At 45.3% G+C, this 23,876-nt stretch carries 24 protein-coding genes and 1 pseudogene; 3 read left to right on the top strand and 22 right to left on the bottom strand.

The genetic code is table 11. The annotated features are described in order from the left end of the window. Positions 1-3 precede the first annotated feature (3 nt). From RUMTOR_RS12120 to RUMTOR_RS12030, 21 genes and pseudogenes are all read right to left on the bottom strand, one after another. Positions 4-864 carry a hypothetical protein gene (locus tag RUMTOR_RS12120; protein ID WP_004848371.1) on the bottom strand — a complete coding sequence of 287 codons (861 nt, stop codon included), beginning with the start codon at positions 862-864 and terminating at the stop codon, positions 4-6. After that, a complete protein-coding gene (locus RUMTOR_RS12115; RefSeq protein WP_009320304.1) occupies positions 864-1,682 on the bottom strand; it encodes a PcfB family protein in 819 nt (272 codons plus the stop codon). The genes RUMTOR_RS12120 and RUMTOR_RS12115 overlap by 1 nt, the downstream gene beginning before the upstream one ends. Next, complete coding sequence (locus RUMTOR_RS12110) at positions 1,624-3,099, bottom strand: relaxase/mobilization nuclease domain-containing protein (protein ID WP_011528013.1); 1,476 nt, start codon at positions 3,097-3,099, stop codon at positions 1,624-1,626. Before RUMTOR_RS12110 ends, RUMTOR_RS12115 begins: the two co-directional genes overlap by 59 nt. After that, on the bottom strand, positions 3,036-3,368 hold the full coding sequence (locus RUMTOR_RS12105) for a plasmid mobilization protein (RefSeq protein ID WP_004848366.1): 333 nt from the start codon (positions 3,366-3,368) through the stop codon (positions 3,036-3,038). The genes RUMTOR_RS12110 and RUMTOR_RS12105 overlap by 64 nt, the downstream gene beginning before the upstream one ends. Continuing rightward, positions 3,361-3,480: a DUF3789 domain-containing protein gene (locus RUMTOR_RS12830; RefSeq protein WP_004848364.1), complete on the bottom strand. Its 120-nt coding sequence runs from the start codon at positions 3,478-3,480 to the stop codon at positions 3,361-3,363. Before RUMTOR_RS12830 ends, RUMTOR_RS12105 begins: the two co-directional genes overlap by 8 nt. A gap of 99 nt (positions 3,481-3,579) precedes the next feature. Beyond that, positions 3,580-4,152, bottom strand: a pseudogene (locus tag RUMTOR_RS12100) (hypothetical protein); the annotation flags it as partial. 56 nt (positions 4,153-4,208) lie between these two features. Then, on the bottom strand, positions 4,209-4,412 hold the full coding sequence (locus tag RUMTOR_RS12095) for a hypothetical protein (protein ID WP_004848360.1): 204 nt from the start codon (positions 4,410-4,412) through the stop codon (positions 4,209-4,211). Next, positions 4,405-4,614, bottom strand: coding sequence for a hypothetical protein (locus tag RUMTOR_RS12090; protein WP_009320319.1), 210 nt, complete (start codon positions 4,612-4,614; stop codon positions 4,405-4,407). The genes RUMTOR_RS12095 and RUMTOR_RS12090 overlap by 8 nt, the downstream gene beginning before the upstream one ends. Before the next feature lie 13 nt (positions 4,615-4,627). After that, positions 4,628-5,323: a hypothetical protein gene (locus RUMTOR_RS12085; RefSeq protein ID WP_004848356.1), complete on the bottom strand. Its 696-nt coding sequence runs from the start codon at positions 5,321-5,323 to the stop codon at positions 4,628-4,630. Between the two features lies 1 nt (position 5,324). After that, complete coding sequence (locus RUMTOR_RS12080) at positions 5,325-5,927, bottom strand: hypothetical protein (RefSeq protein WP_004848352.1); 603 nt, start codon at positions 5,925-5,927, stop codon at positions 5,325-5,327. After that, positions 5,920-6,069 carry a hypothetical protein gene (locus RUMTOR_RS13200; RefSeq protein WP_167528110.1) on the bottom strand — a complete coding sequence of 50 codons (150 nt, stop codon included), beginning with the start codon at positions 6,067-6,069 and terminating at the stop codon, positions 5,920-5,922. Before RUMTOR_RS13200 ends, RUMTOR_RS12080 begins: the two co-directional genes overlap by 8 nt. Next, positions 6,053-6,325 (bottom strand): hypothetical protein, encoded by a 273-nt coding sequence (locus RUMTOR_RS12070; protein ID WP_004848348.1) that lies wholly within the window; start codon positions 6,323-6,325, stop codon positions 6,053-6,055. The genes RUMTOR_RS13200 and RUMTOR_RS12070 overlap by 17 nt, the downstream gene beginning before the upstream one ends. A gap of 10 nt (positions 6,326-6,335) precedes the next feature. Continuing rightward, positions 6,336-6,638: a hypothetical protein gene (locus RUMTOR_RS12065; protein WP_004848347.1), complete on the bottom strand. Its 303-nt coding sequence runs from the start codon at positions 6,636-6,638 to the stop codon at positions 6,336-6,338. A 150-nt stretch (positions 6,639-6,788) separates the two neighbouring features. After that, positions 6,789-10,934 (bottom strand): SpaA isopeptide-forming pilin-related protein, encoded by a 4,146-nt coding sequence (locus tag RUMTOR_RS12060; RefSeq protein WP_009320320.1) that lies wholly within the window; start codon positions 10,932-10,934, stop codon positions 6,789-6,791. Positions 10,935-11,122: 188 nt separating this feature from the next. Beyond that, a complete protein-coding gene (locus RUMTOR_RS12055) occupies positions 11,123-12,058 on the bottom strand; it encodes a ParB/RepB/Spo0J family partition protein (RefSeq protein WP_009320321.1) in 936 nt (311 codons plus the stop codon). After that, positions 12,012-12,839 carry a ParA family protein gene (locus tag RUMTOR_RS12050; protein WP_004848340.1) on the bottom strand — a complete coding sequence of 276 codons (828 nt, stop codon included), beginning with the start codon at positions 12,837-12,839 and terminating at the stop codon, positions 12,012-12,014. The genes RUMTOR_RS12055 and RUMTOR_RS12050 overlap by 47 nt, the downstream gene beginning before the upstream one ends. A 119-nt stretch (positions 12,840-12,958) precedes the next feature. Further along, positions 12,959-13,294: a hypothetical protein gene (locus tag RUMTOR_RS12045; protein ID WP_004848338.1), complete on the bottom strand. Its 336-nt coding sequence runs from the start codon at positions 13,292-13,294 to the stop codon at positions 12,959-12,961. 9 nt (positions 13,295-13,303) lie between these two features. Continuing rightward, positions 13,304-13,480, bottom strand: coding sequence for a hypothetical protein (locus tag RUMTOR_RS13195; protein ID WP_009320322.1), 177 nt, complete (start codon positions 13,478-13,480; stop codon positions 13,304-13,306). Positions 13,481-13,809: 329 nt separating this feature from the next. Beyond that, positions 13,810-15,312, bottom strand: a complete 1,503-nt coding sequence (gene rlmD, locus RUMTOR_RS12040) for a 23S rRNA (uracil(1939)-C(5))-methyltransferase RlmD (protein WP_004848335.1) — start codon at positions 15,310-15,312, stop codon at positions 13,810-13,812. A 64-nt stretch (positions 15,313-15,376) separates the two neighbouring features. Next, complete coding sequence (locus RUMTOR_RS12035; protein WP_004848334.1) at positions 15,377-16,321, bottom strand: 3'-5' exoribonuclease YhaM family protein; 945 nt, start codon at positions 16,319-16,321, stop codon at positions 15,377-15,379. A 170-nt stretch (positions 16,322-16,491) separates the two neighbouring features. Continuing rightward, positions 16,492-17,775: a S1C family serine protease gene (locus RUMTOR_RS12030; protein WP_004848332.1), complete on the bottom strand. Its 1,284-nt coding sequence runs from the start codon at positions 17,773-17,775 to the stop codon at positions 16,492-16,494. Positions 17,776-17,914: 139 nt separating this feature from the next. Here RUMTOR_RS12030 and RUMTOR_RS12025 point away from each other — a divergent pair, with 139 nt between their 5' ends. Genes RUMTOR_RS12025 through RUMTOR_RS12015 form a run of 3 tightly spaced genes read left to right on the top strand, consistent with a single transcriptional unit; the run spans position 17,915 to position 22,452 of the window. Continuing rightward, a complete protein-coding gene (locus RUMTOR_RS12025) occupies positions 17,915-20,290 on the top strand; it encodes an endonuclease MutS2 (protein WP_004848330.1) in 2,376 nt (791 codons plus the stop codon). 29 nt (positions 20,291-20,319) lie between these two features. Next, entirely contained in the window at positions 20,320-21,021 is a 702-nt protein-coding gene (locus tag RUMTOR_RS12020) for a response regulator transcription factor (protein ID WP_004848328.1), read from the top strand. 24 nt (positions 21,022-21,045) lie between these two features. Continuing rightward, positions 21,046-22,452 carry a HAMP domain-containing sensor histidine kinase gene (locus RUMTOR_RS12015; protein ID WP_004848327.1) on the top strand — a complete coding sequence of 469 codons (1,407 nt, stop codon included), beginning with the start codon at positions 21,046-21,048 and terminating at the stop codon, positions 22,450-22,452. Positions 22,453-22,539: 87 nt separating this feature from the next. Here RUMTOR_RS12015 and RUMTOR_RS12010 read toward each other — a convergent pair whose 3' ends face one another. Beyond that, positions 22,540-23,793, bottom strand: coding sequence for a substrate-binding domain-containing protein (locus RUMTOR_RS12010; protein WP_004848325.1), 1,254 nt, complete (start codon positions 23,791-23,793; stop codon positions 22,540-22,542). Positions 23,794-23,876: the final 83 nt, after the last annotated feature.

Here is a 23,876-nt window from a genome sequence, read left to right as displayed (position 1 = left end):
TCCTTAGCGTTCCTGCTCTTTGCTTTTTGCAGGCTTATTCTTTTCAAGGCTCTTATACATCTCGCTTTGAATTTCTCCCAGAACATCACGCATAGAACCAAGTTCGCCTTTGAGTGCCTGTGCGTCCATTCTCTCATACTCTTTGGGGAGCTTATCGAAACGGAACGCCCTTGTATCCACACCGTAACGGGAGCTTACCATATAGGCAACGCAGAACGATTTAAAATCAGACGCATCTCGGCTCTCGTTATACTTAAAATCAAAGACTGCCGCCGACACTTCCTTTGCCATACTCACAAAGAGCTGTTCCTCATTAAGCCCTGTCTTAATAAAAATGGTCTGCTGTCCGCTGTCATAAAAGGCAGGCAGTTCCAGATCGTCCACAGGCTGAAAACCAACAGGGCTTGCGTCAATCATTGCTGATACAAGCTCACGCATTCCCTTCTTTTCCTGCGGCGGCTGTCGGTTTGCTGCGGAAGTATCGGAAATATCATAAACTTCTTTTGCATTGTAACCGACTGCCTTTGTCCCGTCCTCACGGGTGTACTCTTTTCCTGGCTCAAGAATGATAACCTTCTGGGCGTCCTTATTTACATAGACACGGCTCTGCTTCCAAGCATTTTTATCCTTCAAAGAAGTCGCTTCAGGCATCTGGGCAGATACTAAAATCGCATTGTTGACAGAGTAACGGTCAAAACGCCCCTGTACCTCAAGATACTGCCCAAAGGCATCTCCGTCCGCAAGCATCTCGGCACAAGTGTTGTCAATCATTTCATAGGCTTCCTTACGCTGTGCCTGTTTTTGTGCCGCCCATTCCTCCTTATTAAATGGCTTACTGCCGCCAAATACATCGTAAATACTCATTATCTTGCTCCTTTCGATTTTTTCGGTTTCTTCCGTCTGGCAGGCTGCTTATGCTCTGTCTTTTTCACAGGCTGCTTTGCCTGATTGGAAGATTTTTCCTGATTGAGAGTCGGAGAAACTTCTGTTTCCTGTTCCTTACGGCTCTCTTTGATTTTCCGCAGTTCTTCCTTGACGGATGGTTTCTCCTTATTCAAAGTAGCCCCCTCTGCGGACTTGCTTCGCTTCTCTAAGGTAGGCTCGGACAGAGGGGACTTTTCTGTCTTTGCCACCGAGGGGTTTGGGGCATTGTCCTCTTTCTGGACAGGCTTCCCCATCAGGGCATCTAATAATTGATCCTTCTGTGCTTTTTCCTGTACCCCGATGTCTGGCTCTGGCTGCCCTGTCTTTGCCGACTTACCGTCTTTTGTCCTTTCCGCTTCCTGTACGATGGTAGCGGTATCCACAGACGCCAAGCTGAAGCGTTCCACAATTCGGCTGATTTTCGATGCGTCCTCTGCTCTGGCGATCACATCCACAACCGCATTGGGGTCTTTATTTTTTCGGTCAGCCAATACACAGTAAAGAACTCCGTACCGTTTGGCTTCCTGCGTAAATTTTTTCAGGTCGCCACGCCTGACCGTAAAGACTTTCAGTTCCTTGCCAGAACGGAGCATATTGGTAAGCCTTGATTTTCCTTTTGTTTTCTTTTCTTCCTTGAGAATGGTATAGAGCAGGATGGCAATATTCTTCGCCCCTGCCCCTGTAATTTTGGCAGCGACCTCAAAGCCCTCCAAGCTCATTCGGACGATCTGTTCTGCCGCTTCGCCGCCTGTGTTCATTCTTCATCAGCTCCTCTCGTTTGGTTTCCTGTTCTTCTGTCCGAATGGTTTGCAACTTCTCTTTTAAGACACCGCTTCGGACTTCGATGCCCTCACACAGTCTGACCTCCTTTCGTATCGTGTTAAGCCGCCCTGTAATCTCGGAAATCTGAGCCTTGACCGCCTCTTTTTCTTCGCCGCTTGCTTTGCGGGAGAGGGAATAAAGTCCCTTACGCTTTGCGGTCAGCTCTGCCATCTCCGTTGTCAGAGAAGCCTGATATGACAAAAGCTGCTCTGCGGTGTCAATATGACAGCGGCAAAGCAGCCTTGTTTCCTTTGCGATCATCTCCATCTTCATAAGGTCGTCCTTCAAAAGATAATGGAGCTTCGCATAATCTTGTTTTCTGCCTTTTGGCAGGATGCCGAGCTTATAACAGTAATGAAGATACAGCCCCCGCAATCCGCCTATCTTTCGGGCATTTTTCATTGTCCCTCGGACACGGAAAACCTTAACTTCTTTTGTGGACTTGGCAAACTGTGAAAATCTGACGGCATAGGAATTTTCCTTGATACGCTCCACAATGCGGTCATTGGTATAATCTTCGCCCAGCTTGTAAAGCCGTTTGGGTCTTTGCCATCCTTTCCCGATGATCGTCCAATACTTACGGTTTGGGTCAAAGTTAATGCGGTAGCCCATCTTTAACAGCTCACGGTCAAAGTCTTTCAGCGTAAACGATTTGCTGATGGCTTCGTCCACCGCCTGCCTTGCCACCGTATCTCTGGTAGGAAGTCCCTGCTTCTCCGCCTGATAAAGAGCGTAAGGCTTCTTCCTGCCGCTTGGCTGTTCAATCACGGACAGGGCATACTCACGACTCAGCTCATCCGACCGCTTGCGGAGCAGACGCAGGTTTTTCTTATTGTCGTGGTAATGCTTCCCGTCCGCAAAGGATACGGAATTTAACACAAAATGGTTATGCAGACAGTCCGTATTCAAATGAGTGGCGACAATCACTTGAAATCGATCGCCCCACATACGCTCGGCAAGTTTCACCCCGACCTCGTGAGCCTGCTCTGGCGTGACCTCGCCCTTCTTAAAACTCTGGTAGCCGTGATAGCAGACAATCTCACTCTCATCCTGCCATTGCCCTTTCGTTATCATCATTTCATCCCTTGCGGTGGCGGGATCACAGTTGACGCCTGTGACAAAAAACTGCTTCTCCGTTTTTTCTCCGTTAGTAGCGTATTTCATCACATCACCTAATGCCTGCAAGTCTGCTTCCGTGTATTTGGGATTGACGGTCTTTTCTGGATTTTTGGCGTAGTCGATAGGGTGGTCAAGCCTGCCTTTCACATCCCATATCTCACAGACAGCCATTACCCCGATCCCTTTTTCGGAAGCAGATACTTCTTGCGAATGTCCATCTGGAACTGCCGCCACTTAACTGCTTCTTCCGTAAGCATCGGTGCGTCCACAAAGTTCAGGGCATTGGCTTTTGCCGCAAGCTGATTGATACGGTTGCCAATGGCAGACAGCTCACGCATCATCTGGTAAAACTCTGGGGCAGGCTTTTCACACAGACGGTAGCCTTTCACCATCGCCCTTAAAAACGCTTCTTTGGAACGCCCCGACTTTCTCACAAGCTCATTAAGTTCATCGGCTTCCTCCTCCGTCAGCCGAAAGAGTATCTGTACATTTCGTTTACGCATCGGTCACACCCTTTCTGTCGGAAAGCCTTCCTATCTGCAAACAGCACATCAGCACAACACCTGTCAGACTGCCGACCATTGTGCCGATGATAAAAGAGATACACTCACTCATTCTTAAAAATTCCTTTCTTTGATATTGGGGGTATTAGGGGACAGCCCCTAACAAGCGAATTTGGTATCCGTCGTAAGATGGATAATCAAATTCAGTGCATGCCACGCTGTTGACCGCAAGCCTCTTATACAGCACTTCAATGTTGTATTCATCCAGTCCCTCTAAAAAACTGTCTTGAGTTACGCTTTTGAGCTGTGACAGGTAATCGGGAAGATTGTCCTCCACAGCGTTCTCAGCAGTCTTAAAAAGTGTTTCCGCCAAGTCTGTTTCTTCAATCTCTCCGAAACGGTCAGAAAGCCTTTCCTTTACTGCCTGCTCATATCGCTCATCCATCTGCCAGATCGGAACAGGACGACTTCCATAATAACCCTCGTGGGTATCGGATATATCAAAGTAGTATTTCAGCGTGTTCCTACGACCTTTTGGGTCGAACACGGCAATCCCTTTGCTGTCTTTATTTACCCACCGCTTAAAGAGTTTATTCCAAGTGCCAAGCTCTGCCACAGCTACGGCATCGGGGCGTTGAGCATAGATTAAGAGCTGTTCGTCAAAGCGGCACTTATAGTTGCGGCAGGCAGAGGACAGAAAACTCTGCCACGCCTGCGGACTTTTCGCAACCGACACGCCTGTACGCCGATACAGCTCCGTGATTAGCTGATACTTTGCAGCCATTTTCTTTACACCTCCTTGTTATCTGCCCCTGCGATCAGGCAGGAGCGTAACTGATTTTATTGTGTTTCATTCGTCTGATAAAGTCTTTGGTGTCCATACAGAACACCGTCAATCTCTGTGTGGTTTTCATCTACATAGCGGCAAAGGACACATTGTGCATCCCCGTTTTCAGAAAACAGCCGAAGCATACCTCCGTCTGGAACAGAAACTTCAATCCCGTTTTCTTCATTTTTGAAATGGATCATTCTTTTTTCACTCATTCATACCACCACCAAGAAAGGAAATGACCTTGTTCGATTTGATACTCTTTTGCAGGTCGTTGATCAGGGTAATATCTGCCACCGTAATGCCCTGCATGGAAAGAATATCGTCCATTGTCATAGAAGCGATTGCCTTTTCATCTGCAAAGCCTGCTTCAAAGACTTTATTCAAAACCTTTACCGCTTTCTGGTTGACTGCCATTGTCCCATCCCTCCTATCGTTCATAGTCTTTGTGCTTCGGTGCTTTTGTTGCCTGCGGCTCTTTACTGATCGGATCACAGGCTGCACCGTTTTTGTGCAGAAACTCGGCAAACTCACCGATATGATACAGGTTGTTACCGACCTCCGTATGATATTCGTCAATAAAGCGGCAGGTGTATTCCCGTTTTTCGCCCCAAGCGGTCGTTACCATAATCTTCCCACCGTCTGGGATACGGAACAGTTCTTTATACTGCGTATCAATAAAACGGATGCCCTGCTCAGCTTTTTCCATATGCTGATTCAGCCATTCCTTCACATAGCAATAACAGTAAAAGTTATAATCGCCTTTGGTGGGATTGCACCGAAATAGAAAAGCGTGCTTTCCTGTGTCCACACGAAAACCATATTCCGTACAATAATTCCCTTGCATCGCACTTTCAGGATATTTCCTTGCAAAAGCACCCATATCATAACGGTTGTGCAAAAGTCCCTTATCCTCCCGCAAAGCATTGATGACGGTATCAAGGTCTGCCTTAAATTCGTCCGTTTTCCATTGGGGTCTGGTATCAAACCAAGTGGTATAAAAGCCATAGCCTGTTGTTGCAAAATCTCCACGCAGATGTCCGATTGTACCTGTCTGCCCCTCAATCTGCATACTTTGGGCATAAGTGTATTTCTGTTCTGTCGGGGTTAATGGTCGTATCTCCATATCAGCGTTCCTCCCGACTGTGCGTTTTTTTCTCTTTCTGCTGTACTTTCAGTTTTGTGAGAGCTTCCTTTGCCCACTCTGGCATTTTTTCTGGCTTGATTTCCCCAAGCACATCATATCTTTCCCATCTGCCACGCTCACCTGTGGCAAGGCAAGTGCCAAACACCGCCTGCCCTCTGCCGCCTGTTGCACCGTGTCCACCGTCTGCCAATACAAGCTGATAGGCAGCGTGCTGATATTCATATCGTTTCGGCTCGGCGTTGATAACCACCACCTTGCCGACGATATTCGAGCTGTGATTATCGGGAATACAGTCGGAAACAGTAAACGGTGTTTTATCAAAGCGGTATTGTTCCTGCTCCGTTTTTACAAGCTCGATCTGTGCCTGTACTCGGTCTGTAAACACCTGCATCGCTTCCAGATAATCGTCCGTACCAATAGCTTCCGTACACCACGGGGCAGACAGGGGATTGTTATAAGAACAGTAACAGACCATAAAGGGATATTCTTCCGCCTTATTTACCCCAAACAGCACTTCCTTTTCGCCGATATAAATGCTCTGCTCAATCTCATAAGAGCCTGCCATTCGTTTTTCCTTACTCATTCCCATCCTCCTGTCGCTGTTTTTCTTTCTTCCTGTCTAAAATCTTCTGCATACATACATCGCAGAAAATAACCGTCCCTTCCTTATAGCGGGGATAAGGGCAGGTCGCACAATCATATTTTTTCTTAGCGTTCTCGGTCATTGTGATTCCTCTGTTTCTTTTCTGGTTGGTTATAGGGCATCCTGCACTCGTTCTGATAGCGTTCATTCAGCTTATCCCTTGCTTCGGAAAGCTGATTGCAATAATACCCCCAGAAATAATCTGATCCGTCCTTACAGTACCAACACACATAAGGGTTCGGGGCTTTGGAGTTATGCCCGATAACAAGCTCTGTACGCCCGATTTGACAGCTCTCAATAATTTCATAACCGCCGTTCATTCGTTTTTCTTCGTTCATAAGCCACCTCTCATTCTTTGGCGTAACGCCTGTAATTCTGTTCCTGCTTGGCACGGATCTTCTGGATACGGATGCTGCCTAAAAGCTCTGGATGTTCTGCCTGCAGCTTTCGGCGTGTCCTGCCCACGCTCTCAAAGCTCGGCAGTCCCAGATAACGGTACTGCGACATCACTTCCGCAAAGGGCATCGCCCCTGCGTCCTTAAAATAGCTGTTACATACTTTCAGATACAGCACCATATCGTCATTTCTGGCTTCCTCGTCCTTTTTCAGAATGGCTCGCACCTTATCCTCAATGGTTCTCAATTTCTGCATACATACCTCCGTATATGGAAAGGGGACAGCCCGAAAAGGCTGCCCCCAGACACTTTACTTCTTCTTTCGGTTACGGATGTTCAGCCAGATTGCTCCGCCCACAATGAACATCACAAGCACAATGGCGATCACCGTCTTTACTTCCATTCCTTAGTCCTCCTTCTTCTTCTTTTTCAGCCCTGCGATCAAGAGCGTACCTGCACCAATGAGGGAAACTGCCGCCAGTCCTCCCCAGAGGAACGGATTGAAGTCATCCCCTGTTTTCGGGGTGTCACGCAGTTCATTGTGCATCTGAACAACCGTAGTTGATCCCACTTTGACCGTAATCTGTTTTTCGGCAGGCAGGATATAGTTTGCCGATGCCTTATCGCTGACCTCGGAAATGGTGTATTCTCCGATACGCAGGTTTTCAATCACGATTTCTCCATTTTTGTCGGTCTTAAAAGTCTGGTCATATCCATTTGCACCTGTCACTCGGAAAGAGAAGCCTTCCACCTTGCCATCGGAAGATGTTTTGACAATTTTAAGACTGCCTGACTGCGGGGCATTGACAAAGCCTTTGCCTGCTTCATTTTCCACCACATAGGTCTTGCCATTTTCCTCAATGAATACGGTGTAGACATTTTCATCAAGAACAAAGCCCTCTGGTGCTGTCTTTTCACGGACAAAATATTTTCCGTATCGAAGCTCGCTCATCTGGTAGATGCCGCCGCCAAGCTCAGACATTTCGCCAAGCAGCTCATCTTCCTTGTCGTACTCGCCGTTTTTGTTGGTATCCGCAAAGACTTCAAAAGCTGCACCTGTCAGCTTATTGTCAGGATAATCCTTATCAACTTTGGTAAGCTCAATATTGCCTATGATAAATTCATTCACAAGCTCGATTTCCACAACTTCATCCACCTTGCCGATCGTAACAGGAATTTCTTCCTCGGACAGTACAAAGCCTTTCGGACTTTCTACCTCTCGGATAATCCAAGAACCATACGGCACTTTGGCAAAAGAAAAACTACCGTCATCCTTTGATGTGGTAGTTAAAATCGCATGTTCTTTTGTAAATTCTTCTGTGCCGGTCTTAAAGATGCCAATGACAGCACCACCTAAGCCCTTGCCGTCCTCATCGGTTTTCTTTCCGCTTACAGAACCATAAATCAGCTTGTTTTCAATGGGTTCGCCGTCATTGACTGCAAGGTGGACGATGGCGGTATCCTGTCCTGCATATTCAAAGTTTACAGGGTATTTCGTATCACTTGTAAGATACGCTTCGTTTGCTGCAATCTCTTTCACATAATAATTGCCCATCGGAAGGTCAGTCTTAACCTTGCCATTTCCGTTCTCGTCAAGAGTAATAATCTCAATCAGTCCGTCAGCAGGAATGACCGTACCGTCTGCGGCAGTCAATTCCTTTTCTGCATACAGCCCAAAGGCAACATCAAAGATCTCCCCGTTATTGCCCACACCAAAATGCTCGTCGGTTTCAAGGTTCTTTACAAGGTCGATTTCCACACGCTGACGCTCGTTGTAGAAACTCGTTTCTGTTTCTGTTACCGAAATTTCCTGTCCTGCATAGACAAGCTCGACGGAGTGAATTTCATCATTCAGCACCATACCATTCGGTGCTGTCACTTCCTTCACTTCATATTTTCCAAGATATAATTCCTTTGATTTTGCCGTACCGTCTGCACCTGTGGTCAGGGTATCTACCACCTCACCTTTTTTTGCTCTGACTGTTCCCTCTAAGGTTACAATATCCTCGGCTGCGGTAATCTCATAAACCGCACCCTCCAGATTTCCTACGGCAAAGTTTGGCTGATACATTCCGTTGTTTTCCGATACACTTGAAAAAATCTCTCCAGACTTTTCTACGGTAATCCTACCTTTTTGTGCCAGATTGGATCGTACTACCTCAATCACGGTAATTCCGCTTTCTTCCTCCGAATTTTCCTGCACTACATCAAAATACACAGGCTCGGAGTCAAGCACATAGCCGTACGGGGCTTGTACTTCCACAAGGGAATAGCCTTTTCCGTATTCCAAAGCCTGCGGGGTGATCAACTCGCCATCTGCGGTAGTATAGAAAGTATCAATGGTTGTCACTTCTGGATAAGTGAAAGTCATTGTCACAAGGTTGCCGTTCGGGTCGTAAATCTGGAAGCCTGCCCCTGCATACGGGATGGTTTTCCCTGTTTCCGCATCTTTCTTCACAACCTTGATATAGCTTTCAAAGTTGGCATTGTTGATAAGATAGCGGTAGGTCTGACCGTCGGAACTGATAAACACATCAAACGGCTTCATCAGCTCACGCCCTTCCCATCCAGAAGTCTGTTTTACCGTATAAATGCCATAAGGCATATCTTTTGTCTGGGCAAAACCGTTCTCATCACAGACGAGCTTGTCACGCTCGCTTTCTTTTGCCTGCTCAAAGCTGCCTGCCGATTTAAGGAATACCTCAAAGACAGCACCTTCTTCTGGAGTTTCGATGCCTGTTTCGCCGTCATCGGTATGCTTGATAATAGCGATATTTCCCTTGATAACCTGCTCATTCACATCATTTTCGACAGAATTATATTCCACCTCATAAAGTTCTGGCTCTGCACCGACTTTATGAATAGTCGGGTCAAGAAGATACCCCTCGGACGGACTGATTTCTCGGATTGTCCAGTCATCGCCGCACACATAATACTTGGTCGTAAACTGACCGTTTTCGTCGGTGGTGTAGGTGTCAATCAGTTCTTCGCCCTTGTAAATGCCATAAACCGCACCTGCCAAAGATGCGTCCCCCTGCGGTGTTCCTGTTTCTGCATCGGTCTTAGTTACCGTCACATTGAATTTCTTGAGAATATTTTGGAAACTGCGGTTTGTAACCTTATTCCATTCAATCGGTGCGGTCTGGGATGCAGGAACAACATAGCGGATTGCTGTATCCACTTCCTCAAGCACATACGGGGTGTCGCCGCTGATCAGGACATCCTCAAACTTGGCTACACCTTTTCCATCGGTGACAGCATACTCATCGACTGCAAGTCCGCTAAGAGATGTGCCGTACAAATGGAATTTCACGCCCTCCACCAGATTGTCCTCGGAAGTCTTGACTACTTCAAGGCTGCCACGCTTTAGGGTGTTGTTGAAGTTGACTGTGGTTGTCTTGCCGCCGATGAGTGTTACCGTCTGAGTCTGCTGTGGTTCATAACGGTCAATGGTCTGCTCTGTGATGGTATAAGTGGCAGGGAACAGACCTTCTACTGTGATATTTCCATTTTCATCGGTCGTTACCGTCTTATTGATACCCTCACCCTTGATGGTAAACTGAATGCCTGCTACAACGCCGTCCTCAGAAGTCTTTTTCAGGGCAATCGTGCCTGTCGGTGTTTCCACATTGAGATAGGCAGATACAGGAGAAGCGTTTTCTACACCTGTAATAACATCCTGCAAGTTCGGATCACCATAAGCAATCAGTTTGGCACTCTGACTGACCACAGGCACTCCGTTTCGGGTTGCTGTAATCCTTACAGAACCATGAAAGGCTTTCTTTGATGTGAGCGTGAGCTTATTTCCAGATTTTGCTACGCTGACTGCATCGCTGGAACTTGCAAAGGAATACTCGGACAGCACACCGTTTTTATCTGTCAGCGTTAAACTGTATTTCCCGTCTTTATAGACAAGCTCCTTTGTAATATCGTCTTTCCCGCCTGACATAAAGCTCGGAATGGTATTGTGCTTACTCATCAGCGAAACAATCTGGTCATAGACTTTCTTTGCTCCGCTGTTTGGATAATGAGAACCAAAGTGCAGGCTGTACACGGTGCTGCTTGTCTGGCGGTATGAGCCTGTGGCTTCACGGCATCCCGTAACAAACTCCCATACAAGAGTCTGGGTCGCAAGCCATTTCTCATCGTCTGATCCAGACAGATTTCCTCGGTTTCCCTGATACCCATAGAGCAGGGCAAGCCCAACTGCTTTTTTCTGGCTTCTCGAAAGAGCGTTCCATGCTTCGGAAGATGCTTCTTTCAAGGTGTTGCCCGTTTTTAGCGGCACACCTGGCTGTAAACAAAATGCTGTGTCGCCATCCACAAACATACGGTATTTATAGTTACCCGTACCGCCTGCGATATAACCGTTGATGTTGGCACTTGAATTGTACCTCATTGCATTTCCGTTCCCGTCATAAGTGTGTGAAAAGGAAATCGTACCAACATCTCCTACGGCTGCAAAGGCTGTGGTGGCAGGCAGTACGGAGAATACCGTAACCGCAGCCATCACAACAGCCGCAGCCTTTTGGAATATTTTTTTGAATTTCATCATTTACCTCCTGTTGATATTGAAAATAGATATTGCCTGCTAACCGAAAAAAGCCGCCCTCTGGCAGCTTATTGTTTTTCTTTTCTCGGATAGTAACTGGCAGTATTAAGGGGGAGAGGTGTGGAGAGGGGGAAAGCGAAAAAAAAGGCTATCCCCCCAAGCAGACAGACCTGTCCCTTGATGTGTGGCTATCGTTCCTGTGCCTTGCTTCTTTGCAGATGGCGGTTATAAAACTCCAACGCCTTGACCACAAAATCGGATTCTTTCCCTTTGGGTACAGATTTGGGAATGAGCTTGGTTATCCTTTCATCACGGAAAGCAGGCTTTTCTCTCTGGTTCGGTTTTTCTTCTTCCATAATGGAACTGATCACCCCGTCTGTCAGCTTTCCCTCCTGCATATACTTTTTCATTTTGATAGCCTGTGCAAGTGAGGGCGTGGCGTCATTATATTCCATCGCTTCAAGCAAAGTATATTGCTGTTCCTCGGAAAGATAAGAGATTTCTACCGCAGGACGAAACGCAATCTGACGCTCATCCACCATTTGCAAAATTTCAGGTACAAGCTCAGTTAAGCGGATATAGCGGCGTATCTGTTCACGACTTTCGCCAACTTTGTCGGCAAGTTCCTCGTTTGACCGTGACTTTGACACCATTGGTGTCGAAGTTAAATCTAATCTTTGTCCTTGTCTGTTCATCGCTTCCAACCGCATCTTATAGGCAAACGCCTTTTCACTCGGCAAAATGGTCGTTCTTTGCAGGTTACTTTCCACCATTACAATAATGGCTTCATCACGGGAAAACTCCTTGACCTCACATTTCAGCGTATCAAGCCCCGCAAGCTCACAAGCCTTTTTTCTCCTGTGACCGCTAATCAGCTCATATCTGCCGTCCTCCTTCAAACGGACAGTCGCAGGTGTCATTACACCGTTTCTTTTTATGCTGTCAACAAGCTGTTCCATATCCTCATCCATTAAAACCTTAAAGGGATGGTCTGGAAACTCATCAATTTCAGAAATGGGAATATCCCTTATCTTACTTAATGCCGCTTCTGCACGGCTTTCGTCTGTCTGAAAAAGGTCATCGTATGCAGTCAGCTCGATGCTGCTTTTTCTGCTTCTCGCCAATATGTGCCACCTCCTTTCCAAACTGCTCATAAGCTGCGGCAACCTTACCGCCTTTGTCGTAGGCGAAAATGCTCTTTCCCTCTGCGGTAGCTTCTACTGCACGGATAGAATGTGGTATCTGAGCATCAAAAACTTTGATATTCTGACCGTATGCACTCCTTACCAATGCAGTCACTTCCTTAGAAATGTTCGTGCGTGGCATTACCATTGTCATTAAGATACCGTCAATCCGAAGATGGGGATTGATCTGCCGTCTGACTTTTGACACAGAGCGAAGCAATAACTCCAGACCTTTTGCAGAAAGATAATGCGGCTGTGTCGGGATAACCACGCTGTCAGCCGCCGCCAATGCGTTGATTGTCAGCATACCCAAGCTCGGCATACAATCAATAAGCACATAGTCGTAATTCTTTTTGACCTCGTTAATACAGGTCGTCAGAACACGCTCACGGCTAATTGCATTGATAAGCCTTACTTCCAGACCTGATAACTCAATATTTGAGGGTAACAGATCAACACCCTCGCTGTGATGCAGGATGCCTTTTTGAACATCAAAGGGTTTATCGTCGATGATGTCCTGCATAATCGTCGCAAGGGATATGGGCAAATCATCTGGTCGTGGATAGCCAAGCGACATTGTAAGATTCGCCTGTGCGTCTGCATCCACAAGCAGGACTTTCTTTCCCTGCTTTGATAGACACACGCCCAGATTGACGGCTGTGGTGGTCTTACCCACACCGCCTTTCTGATTGGTCAGAGCGATCACTTTGCAATTTGACATATAGCGTCCTCCTTTCGCTTTTATTTAGCCGCTTTGTCAAAGGCGGCTATGTACTTCGCTCTGAACGCAAGAAAGCCGACTGGCTGTTACACCAATCGGCTATGTATCCATTTCTATATTCAGTTTTCAATTAAGGATAAGGCTTTCTGTATCTGCTCCATATCCCACCTGTCAGGGAAAATGACCGCCATGATACGGAACGCATCATATAAGCCTGCCAAATAGGAATAATCAGAGTATTCCAAGCTCTGCCTATCTCTGTAATCTAAAAAAATATCACAGACCTTTCTCTGTTCCATTGTCAAATCAAGATTTTCATAGTTTCGTTCCGCCTTATCCCTTGCGTCGCTTTCTTTTTGATAATCCTCGCTGCGTGTGAGCATTTTATAAACGGTATCTTCTTTTAATTTCTCCGCTGCAATTTTCACAAGCTCGGCAAAATCTTTGTCATACATCACAACCTCCTACACCAATACTTTTAGTTTCTTCACAGGGGCGTTTATGACTTTGACAATCAGCTCGTCAACACAGTCTGTATATCTGCCTTGCTGAATAAGTTGATTTTTCAATTCCACAAGGCTATGTAAAAGGATTGTTCTTTCCTCACTATCCAGATATGCATGGTATTTTGTTTCTCTCATTGTCAGCACCTCCGTTCTTGACTTCATTATATAGAAGAATGGGTAGGGTACTCAAATGTGTAATAGGGGTAAAAAATAAGCGTACCACTATTTCTAATGATACGCTTATCTGCCCTTATACAAATGAATGTCGCCTACATTTTTGTGGCAAGGTGGACACTACATAGATAAATATATTTTAAAAAACCTTTATTTTTCGTTTGTGTTCCCACACCCGATATCTATTACCACCGAAACATCAAAATAGTTTTTTAGGTGTTTATTGCGTGAATTTTTGCCCTCTGAAGTAAAGGTAAAATGTTTCGCAAAGTGCCTAAAATAAAGGATTTCTACGAGTTTTTCTTTTGTATCAACACAATAGTCTCCACATGTGTCGTCATCGGAAATTGATCAACCGCTCTCCATTTCTCAATCTGATACCCTGCTGTTTTTTCGTCTTCCTGTGCCCCTTCGCACAATATTTTCAGATCTCTTGCCAATGTTGCGGAATCGCAGCTTACATAAACAATCCTCTCCGGCTGCATCTTCAAAATGGTATCCAGCAATTTGGCATCGCACCCTTTCCGAGGCGGATCTACGACGATCACATCCGCGTGTGCCTTTTCTCCTCCGTGCTGTTCTTCATAATCTTTATAGTATTTCGGAAGGATTTCTTCAGATTTTCCCACAAAAAACTGTGCGTTTTCTATTCCGTTTAACTGTGCGTTTTCTCTTGCATCATCAATCGCAGGGGGCACGATTTCCACGCCGTAAACCTGTTTTGCCTTCTGCGCAAGAAACAAAGAAATTGTTCCGATGCCACAGTACAAATCCCAAACCGTTTCATCTCCTTTTAAGCCTGCATATTCAAGCGCCTGAGAGTATAATTTTTCCGTCTGTACCGGGTTTACTTGATAAAACGACAAAGGAGAAATCTGATATTTCACTGAGCCGATATAGTCTGTAATATATCCTTGCCCCCAAAGCACCTCAAACGTATCTCCCATAATTACGTTTGTTCGCTTTGTGTTGGGACTTGCCGTTATACTCGTCATTCCGTCAATTTTAGCAAGCTCTTCCACCAACTCTTTCTGATGCGGAAACCATTCTCCGCTTTTATCCGCTTTATCTTTATTCACAACAAAACACACCATGATTTCTTTTGTCGTAAATCCATAACGAAGCAGCACATGACGAAACAGACCCGTTCCTGTTTTTTCATCATAGGAACGGATCTTATATTTTTTCATAAAATCAAGAATGCTCTCTAAAATATGTTCATTTACCGCTGCACCGAGAATGCAGTTTGTATTTGCTATAATGTCATGTGTACGGCCTGCGTAAAATCCTGTTACGGGATTTCCTTCTTTGTCTGTTCCAAACGGAAACTGCGCCTTATTTCTATAATAAAACGGAGTTTCCATCCCAATGATCGGCTCTTTTGTGCGCTCCAGAAGTTCAGATGGAAAACCACCGATCCGTTCAAGATTTCCCCTGACTTTTCTTTCTTTAAACTCAAGTTGCTTTTCATAGGACATTTCCTGAATCTGACAACCCCCGCATTTTCTTGCGAAAGGACACTTAGGTTCAACCCGGCTGTTTGACGGTTCAAGCACGTTTATCAATCGGGCGTATCCATAATTTTTCTTAGCCTTGATCACTTTAACTTCTGCAACATCTCCTATTACAGCGTCTTTTATGAACAGCGTATATCCGTCTATCTTTCCGATTCCTTCTCCGTTGACACCGATATCCGTGATTTCAACAACTACAGTATCATTTTTCTGCATACACATATCTTCCCTTTTCTTTCTGTTTTCCTGCATTTTTTGCACATCCGCATCTGCGCACATATTTCCCCACCGGAAATACCGTATAGTTACGATCTGTCCGCCGCCTACAATCGGCTTTTTCTGTTTACGCTCCTGACGTTCTACGCAAATTAGAATCGAACAATCGGTTAAATCCTAACCAGTCTGTACCTGTTTTCCCTTTAAATATTTCCGTCAAAGTCTGCATTTTTGCATCTGCATTATCCGCAAGATTCAGCGCTACCGCCTCCGCAAGCGCCGGTTTTTTCGGAGAACCGTATTCCAACTCTCCGTGGTGGGCGATAATACAGTGTTTCAATTCATTTGCAAGGCGAACCGGAAAATCCGGTATTGTCCTGATTGCCTCGTCGAGCATTTCCACTCCGATCACAATATGCCCTATCAACTGTCCTTCATCTGTATAATCATTGTCCGGAAATGACGAAAGTTCCCTTGTTTTTCCGATGTCATGGCACATTGCCGCTGTCAACAGAAGATCTTTGTTTAAAATTCCATATGATCCGGCAAAATATTCGCACATCCGAAGTACGCTCAACGTATGTTCCAGCAGTCCTCCCGAAAATCCGTGGTGTACCGTTTTCGCTGCAGAATGTGACCGGAATTTTTTAATAAATTCCTGATCGTTCACAAAGAAATATTCTAACAGACTTTTCAGATACGGATTGGAAATGTGACGGATAAACTCTGTCAGCTGTTCATACATCCCGTCAACGCTTTTCTCTGTGGTAGGCATGTAATCTGCCGGGTTGTATTCCTCTTCACCGGCTTTGCGGATCTGTTTTATATTAATCTGCAGATTTCCGTTATAATTGATCACTTCTCCATATACTTCTATAAAATCTTTTTCATCATAGTCCGCAATCCCCTGCGAATTCGGGTCCCATACTTTTCCGTCAAGCGTTCCTGTCTTATCCTGCAAAAGCACGTTGTCATATGGTTTTCCGTTTCTTGTTTCAGCCGAACGTTTTCCCTTACACAGATAAATATTTCTGATTGTTTCTCCTTCATGTAACCCACTGATATATCTCATGTCTCGCTATTCCTCTTTCTATTTTTTCTTTATTTCTCTATGTTCTATTTCTTTTAATCTGTTTTCTTATTTTTTCATTCCTGCTTCTTACTGAACTTCTTCTTTTCTTATTTTCTCATTCCTGCTTCTTACTGAACTTCTTCTTTTCTTATTTTCTCATTCCCGCTTTTTTACTGAACTTCTTCTTTTTCTGTGGTCACGACAGAAAATTTTATATTGACATATCCGTCTGAACCGAGCCGTTTTCCGACAAACTCCATCGTTTCTCCTACAGACGAGCCTATCACAATGTTTTGGTATGCGGCAATATCCTTTATCTCTTCTCCCGATGCTTCACATATAATATCTCCGATTTGTATTCCCGCCGCCATCGCCGGTGAATCCGGATCAACATCTGCCACATAAATACCTGACGGCATTTTATGTTCTTCTGCAAGCTGCTCCGTCACCGTTGTTCCGTAAATTCCGATATATGGAACGCTTTTCCCATTGATGAGCAATTCTATAATCGGCTTCAAATCTGAAATTCCATATGCATTCACAACATTTTTTCCTGTGTCGTTCCATACGGATGAAGAAATCATCCCTACCACTTCGCCATCCATGTTAAACAACATGCCTGTTCCTTGTTCCTCTGCCGGAATGTCTGTCGCGATCACTGCGCATTCTCCGTCGAAAAATGTCGCCTTATAATTCGATGCGCTGACAACGCCGTAAGACATTCCGTCTGCATATCCAAATATATTTCCGAGAGCGATCACTGCATCTCCCTGCGCCACTTTCTTTGAATTACCTAAAACGGCTACTTTGATCAATCCGCTGTCATCCTCATCTACGACATGTTTCCCGATGCCGAACACTGCTATCTTTCTGTTATTATCGACCTTTTTCAGCGCTGCATCGAAGCTTTTTCCATCGGAAATTGTCACTCTCCATGCAGAAGCGCCTGTGCAGATCGAACTGTCGGCGATAATCAAAAATTCCCGGCCGTTATCTCCGGCGATAACACCTGTAACACTCTGCAAAATTCCTGTCATCTCTCCGTCCCAATCTGCCTTTTCAGATACAGAAGATACAGAAACAATACTTTTTCTCGCCTCTTTTACACGTTCATTCAACCCGGCGGTCATCTCTTCATAACTTTCCGCATCGAGCGCAGGATCTTCTTTTCCCTCTTGATTTTTCTCAGAATCTTCCGCTGCCTGTTCATCTTCGGGGATCATCACAGTCTTTGCATTTCCCGCAAACCATTGCTGCATCCACGGTTTAAGCGCAAAAAAACCTAAGCAGGCAAACATCCCCAATATCAGACCATAGATCGCAATTCGGATAAATTGTTTTATAAGCGTTTCCCTGCTGCCCTGTTTCCCTTTTATCTTTTCTTGTAAAAAAGAATATTTCTTCTCTTCCGCCTCTTCTTCGGGCGATTTTTTTTGTTCTTTATCACTCGGCATGGACTTATTTTCCTCCAAATTCTAGTATACCTGATTCAATCCTCTATGAAAAGGTTTTTCTTACTTCCTGAAAGTCCTTTTCTTTATACGGATAATAGAGTAGAATGAGGATACAAACATTACAGACAGGTGAAGATTTATGAATAACAAAACATTAATAAAACTTGAATTTGATAAAATTATTTCCATGTTGGAAAATGAGGCAAGTTCTTTCCGCGGAAAACAACTTTGCCGACGGCTGAAACCGGTAACGGATCTTACGAAGATCGATTTGCTTCAGGAACAGACCGCCGCCGCTTTTACAAGGATCATTAAAAAGGGGCGGATTTCTTTCGGCGACGCAGCTCCTGTGGAAGAATCTCTCAAACGACTTGAGATCGGAGGCGCTCTAAATACAGCGGAACTTCTCCGCATCTGCCGTCTTCTTTCAAACACTGCGCGGGCCAAGTCATACGGACGGCATGACACGCAGGAAGATCTTGCCGACTGTCTTGATATTTATTTTGACGGACTTGAGCCGCTCACACCTCTTTCAAATGAAATTGAAAGATGCATCATTTCCGAAGATGAAATCAGTGATGACGCAAGCAGTGCGCTAAAGCATATCCGAAGGAGCATAAATAATCTCAACGACCGTGTTCACACAACACTTTCAGGTCTTGTAAACGGTTCTTTAAGAACGTACCTGCAGGATGCTCTGATCACAATGCGCGGCGACCGCTATTGTATCCCTGTCAAAGCCGAATACCGCAGTCAGGTACAAGGGCTGATCCATGACCAGTCCGCATCCGGTTCTACATTATTTATTGAACCTATGGCTATTGTAAAACTGAACAATGACTTAAAAGAATTATATGTACAAGAACAGGATGAGATCCGAAAGATTCTTGCTTCTTTAAGCGAAGAGGCCGCACAATATATCGAAGAGATCCGAACAGACTACCGATCTCTCACCGATCTGGATTTCATTTTTGCAAGAGGCGCTCTTGCTCTTACTATGCGCGCAAGTCGTCCGATTCTAAATGAAGAAGGACGTATCCGTATCCGGGAAGGACGCCACCCTCTTCTCGACCAGAAGAAAGTTGTCCCGATCACCGTATCTCTCGGCGATGAATTTTCTCTTCTCATCATCACCGGACCTAATACAGGCGGAAAGACCGTCTCTTTAAAAACGGTCGGACTTCTCACCCTCATGGGGCAGGCCGGACTTCATATTCCGGCAGGCGACCGTTCGGAAATCGCCGTATTCCGACAGGTTTACGCCGATATCGGAGATGAGCAGAGCATAGAACAAAGTCTGAGTACATTTTCTTCACATATGACAAATATTGTTTCCTTTTTGAAAAAGGTCGACGATCGTTCTCTCGTTCTTTTCGACGAATTAGGCGCAGGAACCGACCCGACAGAAGGAGCGGCCCTTGCCATTGCTATTTTATCGCATCTCCATAAGCGAAACATACGCACTATGGCAACAACCCATTACAGCGAGCTGAAAATCTATGCCCTTTCTACCCCGGGCGTTGAAAATGCCTGCTGTGAATTCGATGTGGAAAGTCTCCGGCCGACTTACCGGCTTCTCATCGGTATTCCGGGTAAAAGTAATGCTTTTGCGATTTCCGGAAAGCTCGGACTTCCCGGCTATATTATCGACGATGCAAAAAAACGTCTGAGTGAACAAGACGTCTCTTTTGAAGATCTCCTAAGCGATCTTGAGGCAAGCAGACGCACGATCGAAAAAGAACAGGCTGAAATTGCCGCTTATAAAAAAGAGGCCGAAACTTTAAAACGGCAGGCTGTGCAAAAACAGGAAAAGCTCGAAGAACAACGTGACCGCATCATCCGTGAAGCAAATGAAAAAGCAAATGCAATACTAAGAGAAGCGAAAGAAGTTGCCGACGAGACGCTCCGCAATTTTCACAAATTCGGAAAGGAGAATATCTCCGCCGCTGAAATGGAAAAAGAACGGGAGCGTCTGCGCAAAAAGATCAAAGATACTTCCGCTTCTGCTTCACTGAAAACAAACAAACCGAAAAAGACTTACAAACCGTCTGATTTCAAACTCGGAGAATCTGTAAAAGTATTAAGTATGAATCTGACCGGCACCATCGGCTCTCTCCCCGATGCAAGAGGCAACGTCACAGTTCAGATGGGAATCCTTCGGTCACAAGTCAATATTTCCGATTTGGAAATTATCGAAGAAGTATCGCCTTACGCACCGAAGCGGATGAACCGTACGGCAAAAAGCAAGATCAAGATGAGCAAGTCACTTTCTGTAAGTCCTGAGATCAATCTGCTCGGAAAAACAGTAGACGAAGCGGTCGCCGAACTGGATAAATATTTAGATGACGCCCTGCTCTCGCATCTAAACAGCGTACGCGTAGTTCACGGAAAAGGAACCGGAGCTTTAAGAAAAGGAATCCACGAATATCTCAGAAGACAAAAACATGTAAAATCATACCGCCTTGCCGAGTTCGGAGAAGGCGATGCCGGAGTCACAATCGTTGAGCTCGGATAACGGGTTCACCCATAAAACGGAGGAAAAATATGATCGGAAAACAAAGAATACTAATCGTTGACGATGATGAAAATATCGCAGAACTTATCTCTCTCTATCTTACAAAAGAGTGTTTTGACACAAAAATAGTATTTAACGGAGAAGACGCCTTGAGCACATTTGAAACATACGAACCGAATCTGATTCTTCTTGACCTTATGCTTCCGGGCATCGACGGCTATCAAGTATGCCGGGAGATCAGGGCAAAATCAGGCGTGCCGATTATTATGCTTTCGGCGAAAGGGGAAATATTCGACAAAGTACTCGGTCTGGAACTCGGTGCGGACGATTATATCTTAAAGCCTTTTGATTCAAAAGAAATGATTGCGCGTGTGCGCGCCGTTCTTCGCCGTTATCATCCGATAAAAAACGAACCGTCCCAGGCGGAAAAGCCAAAGTGTGTCGAGTATGAAGGACTGACCATCAACCTGACAAATTATTCTGTTCTCTGTGACGGAAACACTGTTGAAATGCCGCCAAAAGAACTGGAGCTTTTATACTGTCTCGCCTCATCTCCGAATCAGGTATTTACAAGGGAGCAGCTCCTTGACCGTATATGGGGTTATGAATATCTCGGTGACACCCGCACTGTCGACGTCCATATCAAACGTCTCCGGGAAAAACTTAAAGATCATCCTCATTGGAAATTAGGAACCGTATGGGGCATCGGCTATAAATTTGAGACAAAATAACAGATAAACAGGAGACTACCGCGTATGAGAAGCACTCTGCACATTAAATTTATTGCACTTTATATCATATTTGGATTTTTATGTCTATTCTCAACTGCAACGCTTACAGAGCAGCTTGTGACAGATAAGCTTACCGAAGACACTTCTCATACGCTTTACAGAGAAGCTACTTTTGTTGCCAATGATTATCTCCCATCTTACTTCTCCGGCGATTCTTCCATCTATAACGTCCAGTCACAGTTGTCTGCAATGAGACTGTACTTCAACGCTTCTATCTGGTTCGTAGACAGTACCGGAAGAACACTTACCTCTTCCAGTTTAGAAGACACTGTATGTCCTGATAGGATCAAAGACTTCAACCCTGCCGAAATCGGCGGAAACCGCTATATTACAGGTACATATCACGGATATTTTGACGAAGATATGATCACCGTTATGGCGCCTGTGACACAAGGTTTTTCTACAAAGGGATACCTTCTGATCCACAGTCCCGTCTCTGCCATCGAAGAGAGATGCGCTCCGATCATGACTCAGGTATACATCTCCACAGCAGTCATTTTCGCACTTTCTCTTATCTTTCTCCTCGGCGTGCAGTTTTTCATCCATCGTCCGCTCAGGCAGATTTCCGAAGCGGCAAAACAATACGCTATCGGAAATCTTGACTATGAGATTCCGGTACACACTCATGATGAACTCGGATATCTCTCTGCTTCACTGAATTACATGGCAGTCAGACTGAAAGATATGGATGACTATCAAAAAAAAATTGTCGCAAATGTCTCTCATGATTTTCGTTCTCCTCTCACGTCCATAAAAGGATATGTTGAGGCAATGGCCGACGGAACGATCCCGCCTGAATTGTACGGAAAATATTTAAATATTATTTTGTTTGAAACAGAGCGTCTCACCGACCTCACGCGAGATCTGCTGACATTAAATGAATTCGATACAAAAGAACTTCTTCTTAACAAGTCAGATTTTGACATACAGGAAGTTCTGAAAAGTACCGCCGCATCTTTTGAATCTGCCTGTACCCAAAAACATATTTCCATCGAACTGCTTCTCATGCCTGATGCTGTTTTTGTTTTGGCAGACAAACGTAAGATCCAGCAAGTCCTCTATAACTTGATCGATAATGCAATTAAATTCAGCGAAAACGATTCTTTGATTACTGTAGAGGTTAGTGAAAAGAACGAAAAAGTATTTATTTCCGTAAAAGATCACGGAATCGGAATCCCGCGGCAAGAGCAGACTAAAATATGGGAGCGTTTTTACAAATCAGACCTTTCCCGCGGCAAAGATAAAAAAGGGACAGGCCTTGGCCTGTCCATCGTAAAAGAAATTATTCAAGCTCATGACGAGCATATTAATGTAGTAAGTACCGAAGGAGTCGGCACTGAATTTATCTTTTCACTCAGTCGGAGCGGGTAACTCTTTACCCGCTAATGGAAAACAGAGTTTCCTCGCTTACGCCTGACGAAAACTATTTGTAAAGCATCCGCTTACGCCTGACGAAGACTATTCGTAAAGCATCCCCTTCACGTCCGGGTCGTCCATATTTTCTTTATCCACCCAAACATATCCTGTATCGACGGTTGCCTCATTTCCGATCTCAAGCGCAGCCCGCGCCGCCGCCACAACTGTCGCATATCCCATGCCGAACGGATTTTGCACAATAAGACCATCTATCGTTCCGTTTTTCAATGCCGCGATCTGTTCCTTTCCGGCATCAAATCCCATCAACACGATATCTTCTTCATTTTCTGCTGTCTCAAAAGCATCCATTGCCAGTAAAACCGCATCGGCATTTACCGCAAAACAGCCCTTCAGGTTCGGGTATTTTTCCATATAACGGGCAACCACATCCGCATCTGTCATCCCGTCCGCGACAGCGCGAATATCTTCCAGTTTCGTGCGCACCTCTTCCGACATCGCTTCTTCCCCTTCATCTGCCGGAGTCTGACCGGACGATTCCACCGTCCACTCGGCAAGCTGCTCTTTCGTCACCCCGAGTTCGTCCGCTGCAGCCTGCATCTTAAGATCGTCAAACTGATCCATATAGATCGTCTCTACAACCTTCACATTCGGATAATTTGCCGTAATTTCTTCTGTCACTGCCTTTGTTCGCTCTTTTGCCGTTCCCGAAACAGAATCCTGTGCGATCAACAGAATCTCTCCTTTTTCTTCGATCGCCTCGCTCATTTTCCGAGCCCCTTCTTTTGCCGCCGCCACATTATCCGTCATGCAGGTGCACTGAATTCCCTGATAATTGTTCCTCGAATCAAATGCCACGACTGCAATTCCGTTTTCTGCCGCAAGATCGAACTGAACAGCCGACGCATCTTCCGCTACGCTTGCAACAGCGATCACATCCGGATATCGCGCCAGCTCCTCGTCAAGGATATTCACCTGTTCGTCAATATTCTCACTGTCTGCCGGAGCGTTATAAAGAACTTTTATCTTGTCCTCCCCTTTATATCCCAGATGCTTATTAATGTCTTCCGCCGCCTGCTCAACTCCGGCCTGCACTTCGCTCCAGTAAGCCGTTCCCTCTCTCTTTCCGATGACTGATATATACGTCCCCGGCTTCAGGTCAAGATTACTGATATCTGCATATACTTCAGGGGAAATCCGGTCAAGATTCGGCTGCCACGCAAGCTCTTCCTTTTCCTTTCCCGTAAATGTATCTTCCTTTTCAGACGGACTGCATGCGCAGACTCCCATTGCCACACACAATGCAAATGCCGCCGCTGCTGTAATTTTTCTCTTCATTATAATTTATCCCTCCGCTTTTATCCTTTTATAATACACCATATCATACAAAATAAATGTGAATTTTTACTAAACTTTTATTT

The sequence above is a fragment of the [Ruminococcus] torques ATCC 27756 genome (assembly GCF_000153925.1).
Taxonomy (GTDB): domain Bacteria; phylum Bacillota; class Clostridia; order Lachnospirales; family Lachnospiraceae; genus Mediterraneibacter; species Mediterraneibacter torques.
Note: the sequence above shows the minus strand (reverse complement) of the source record. Positions and strands in the feature narration are given on the sequence as shown.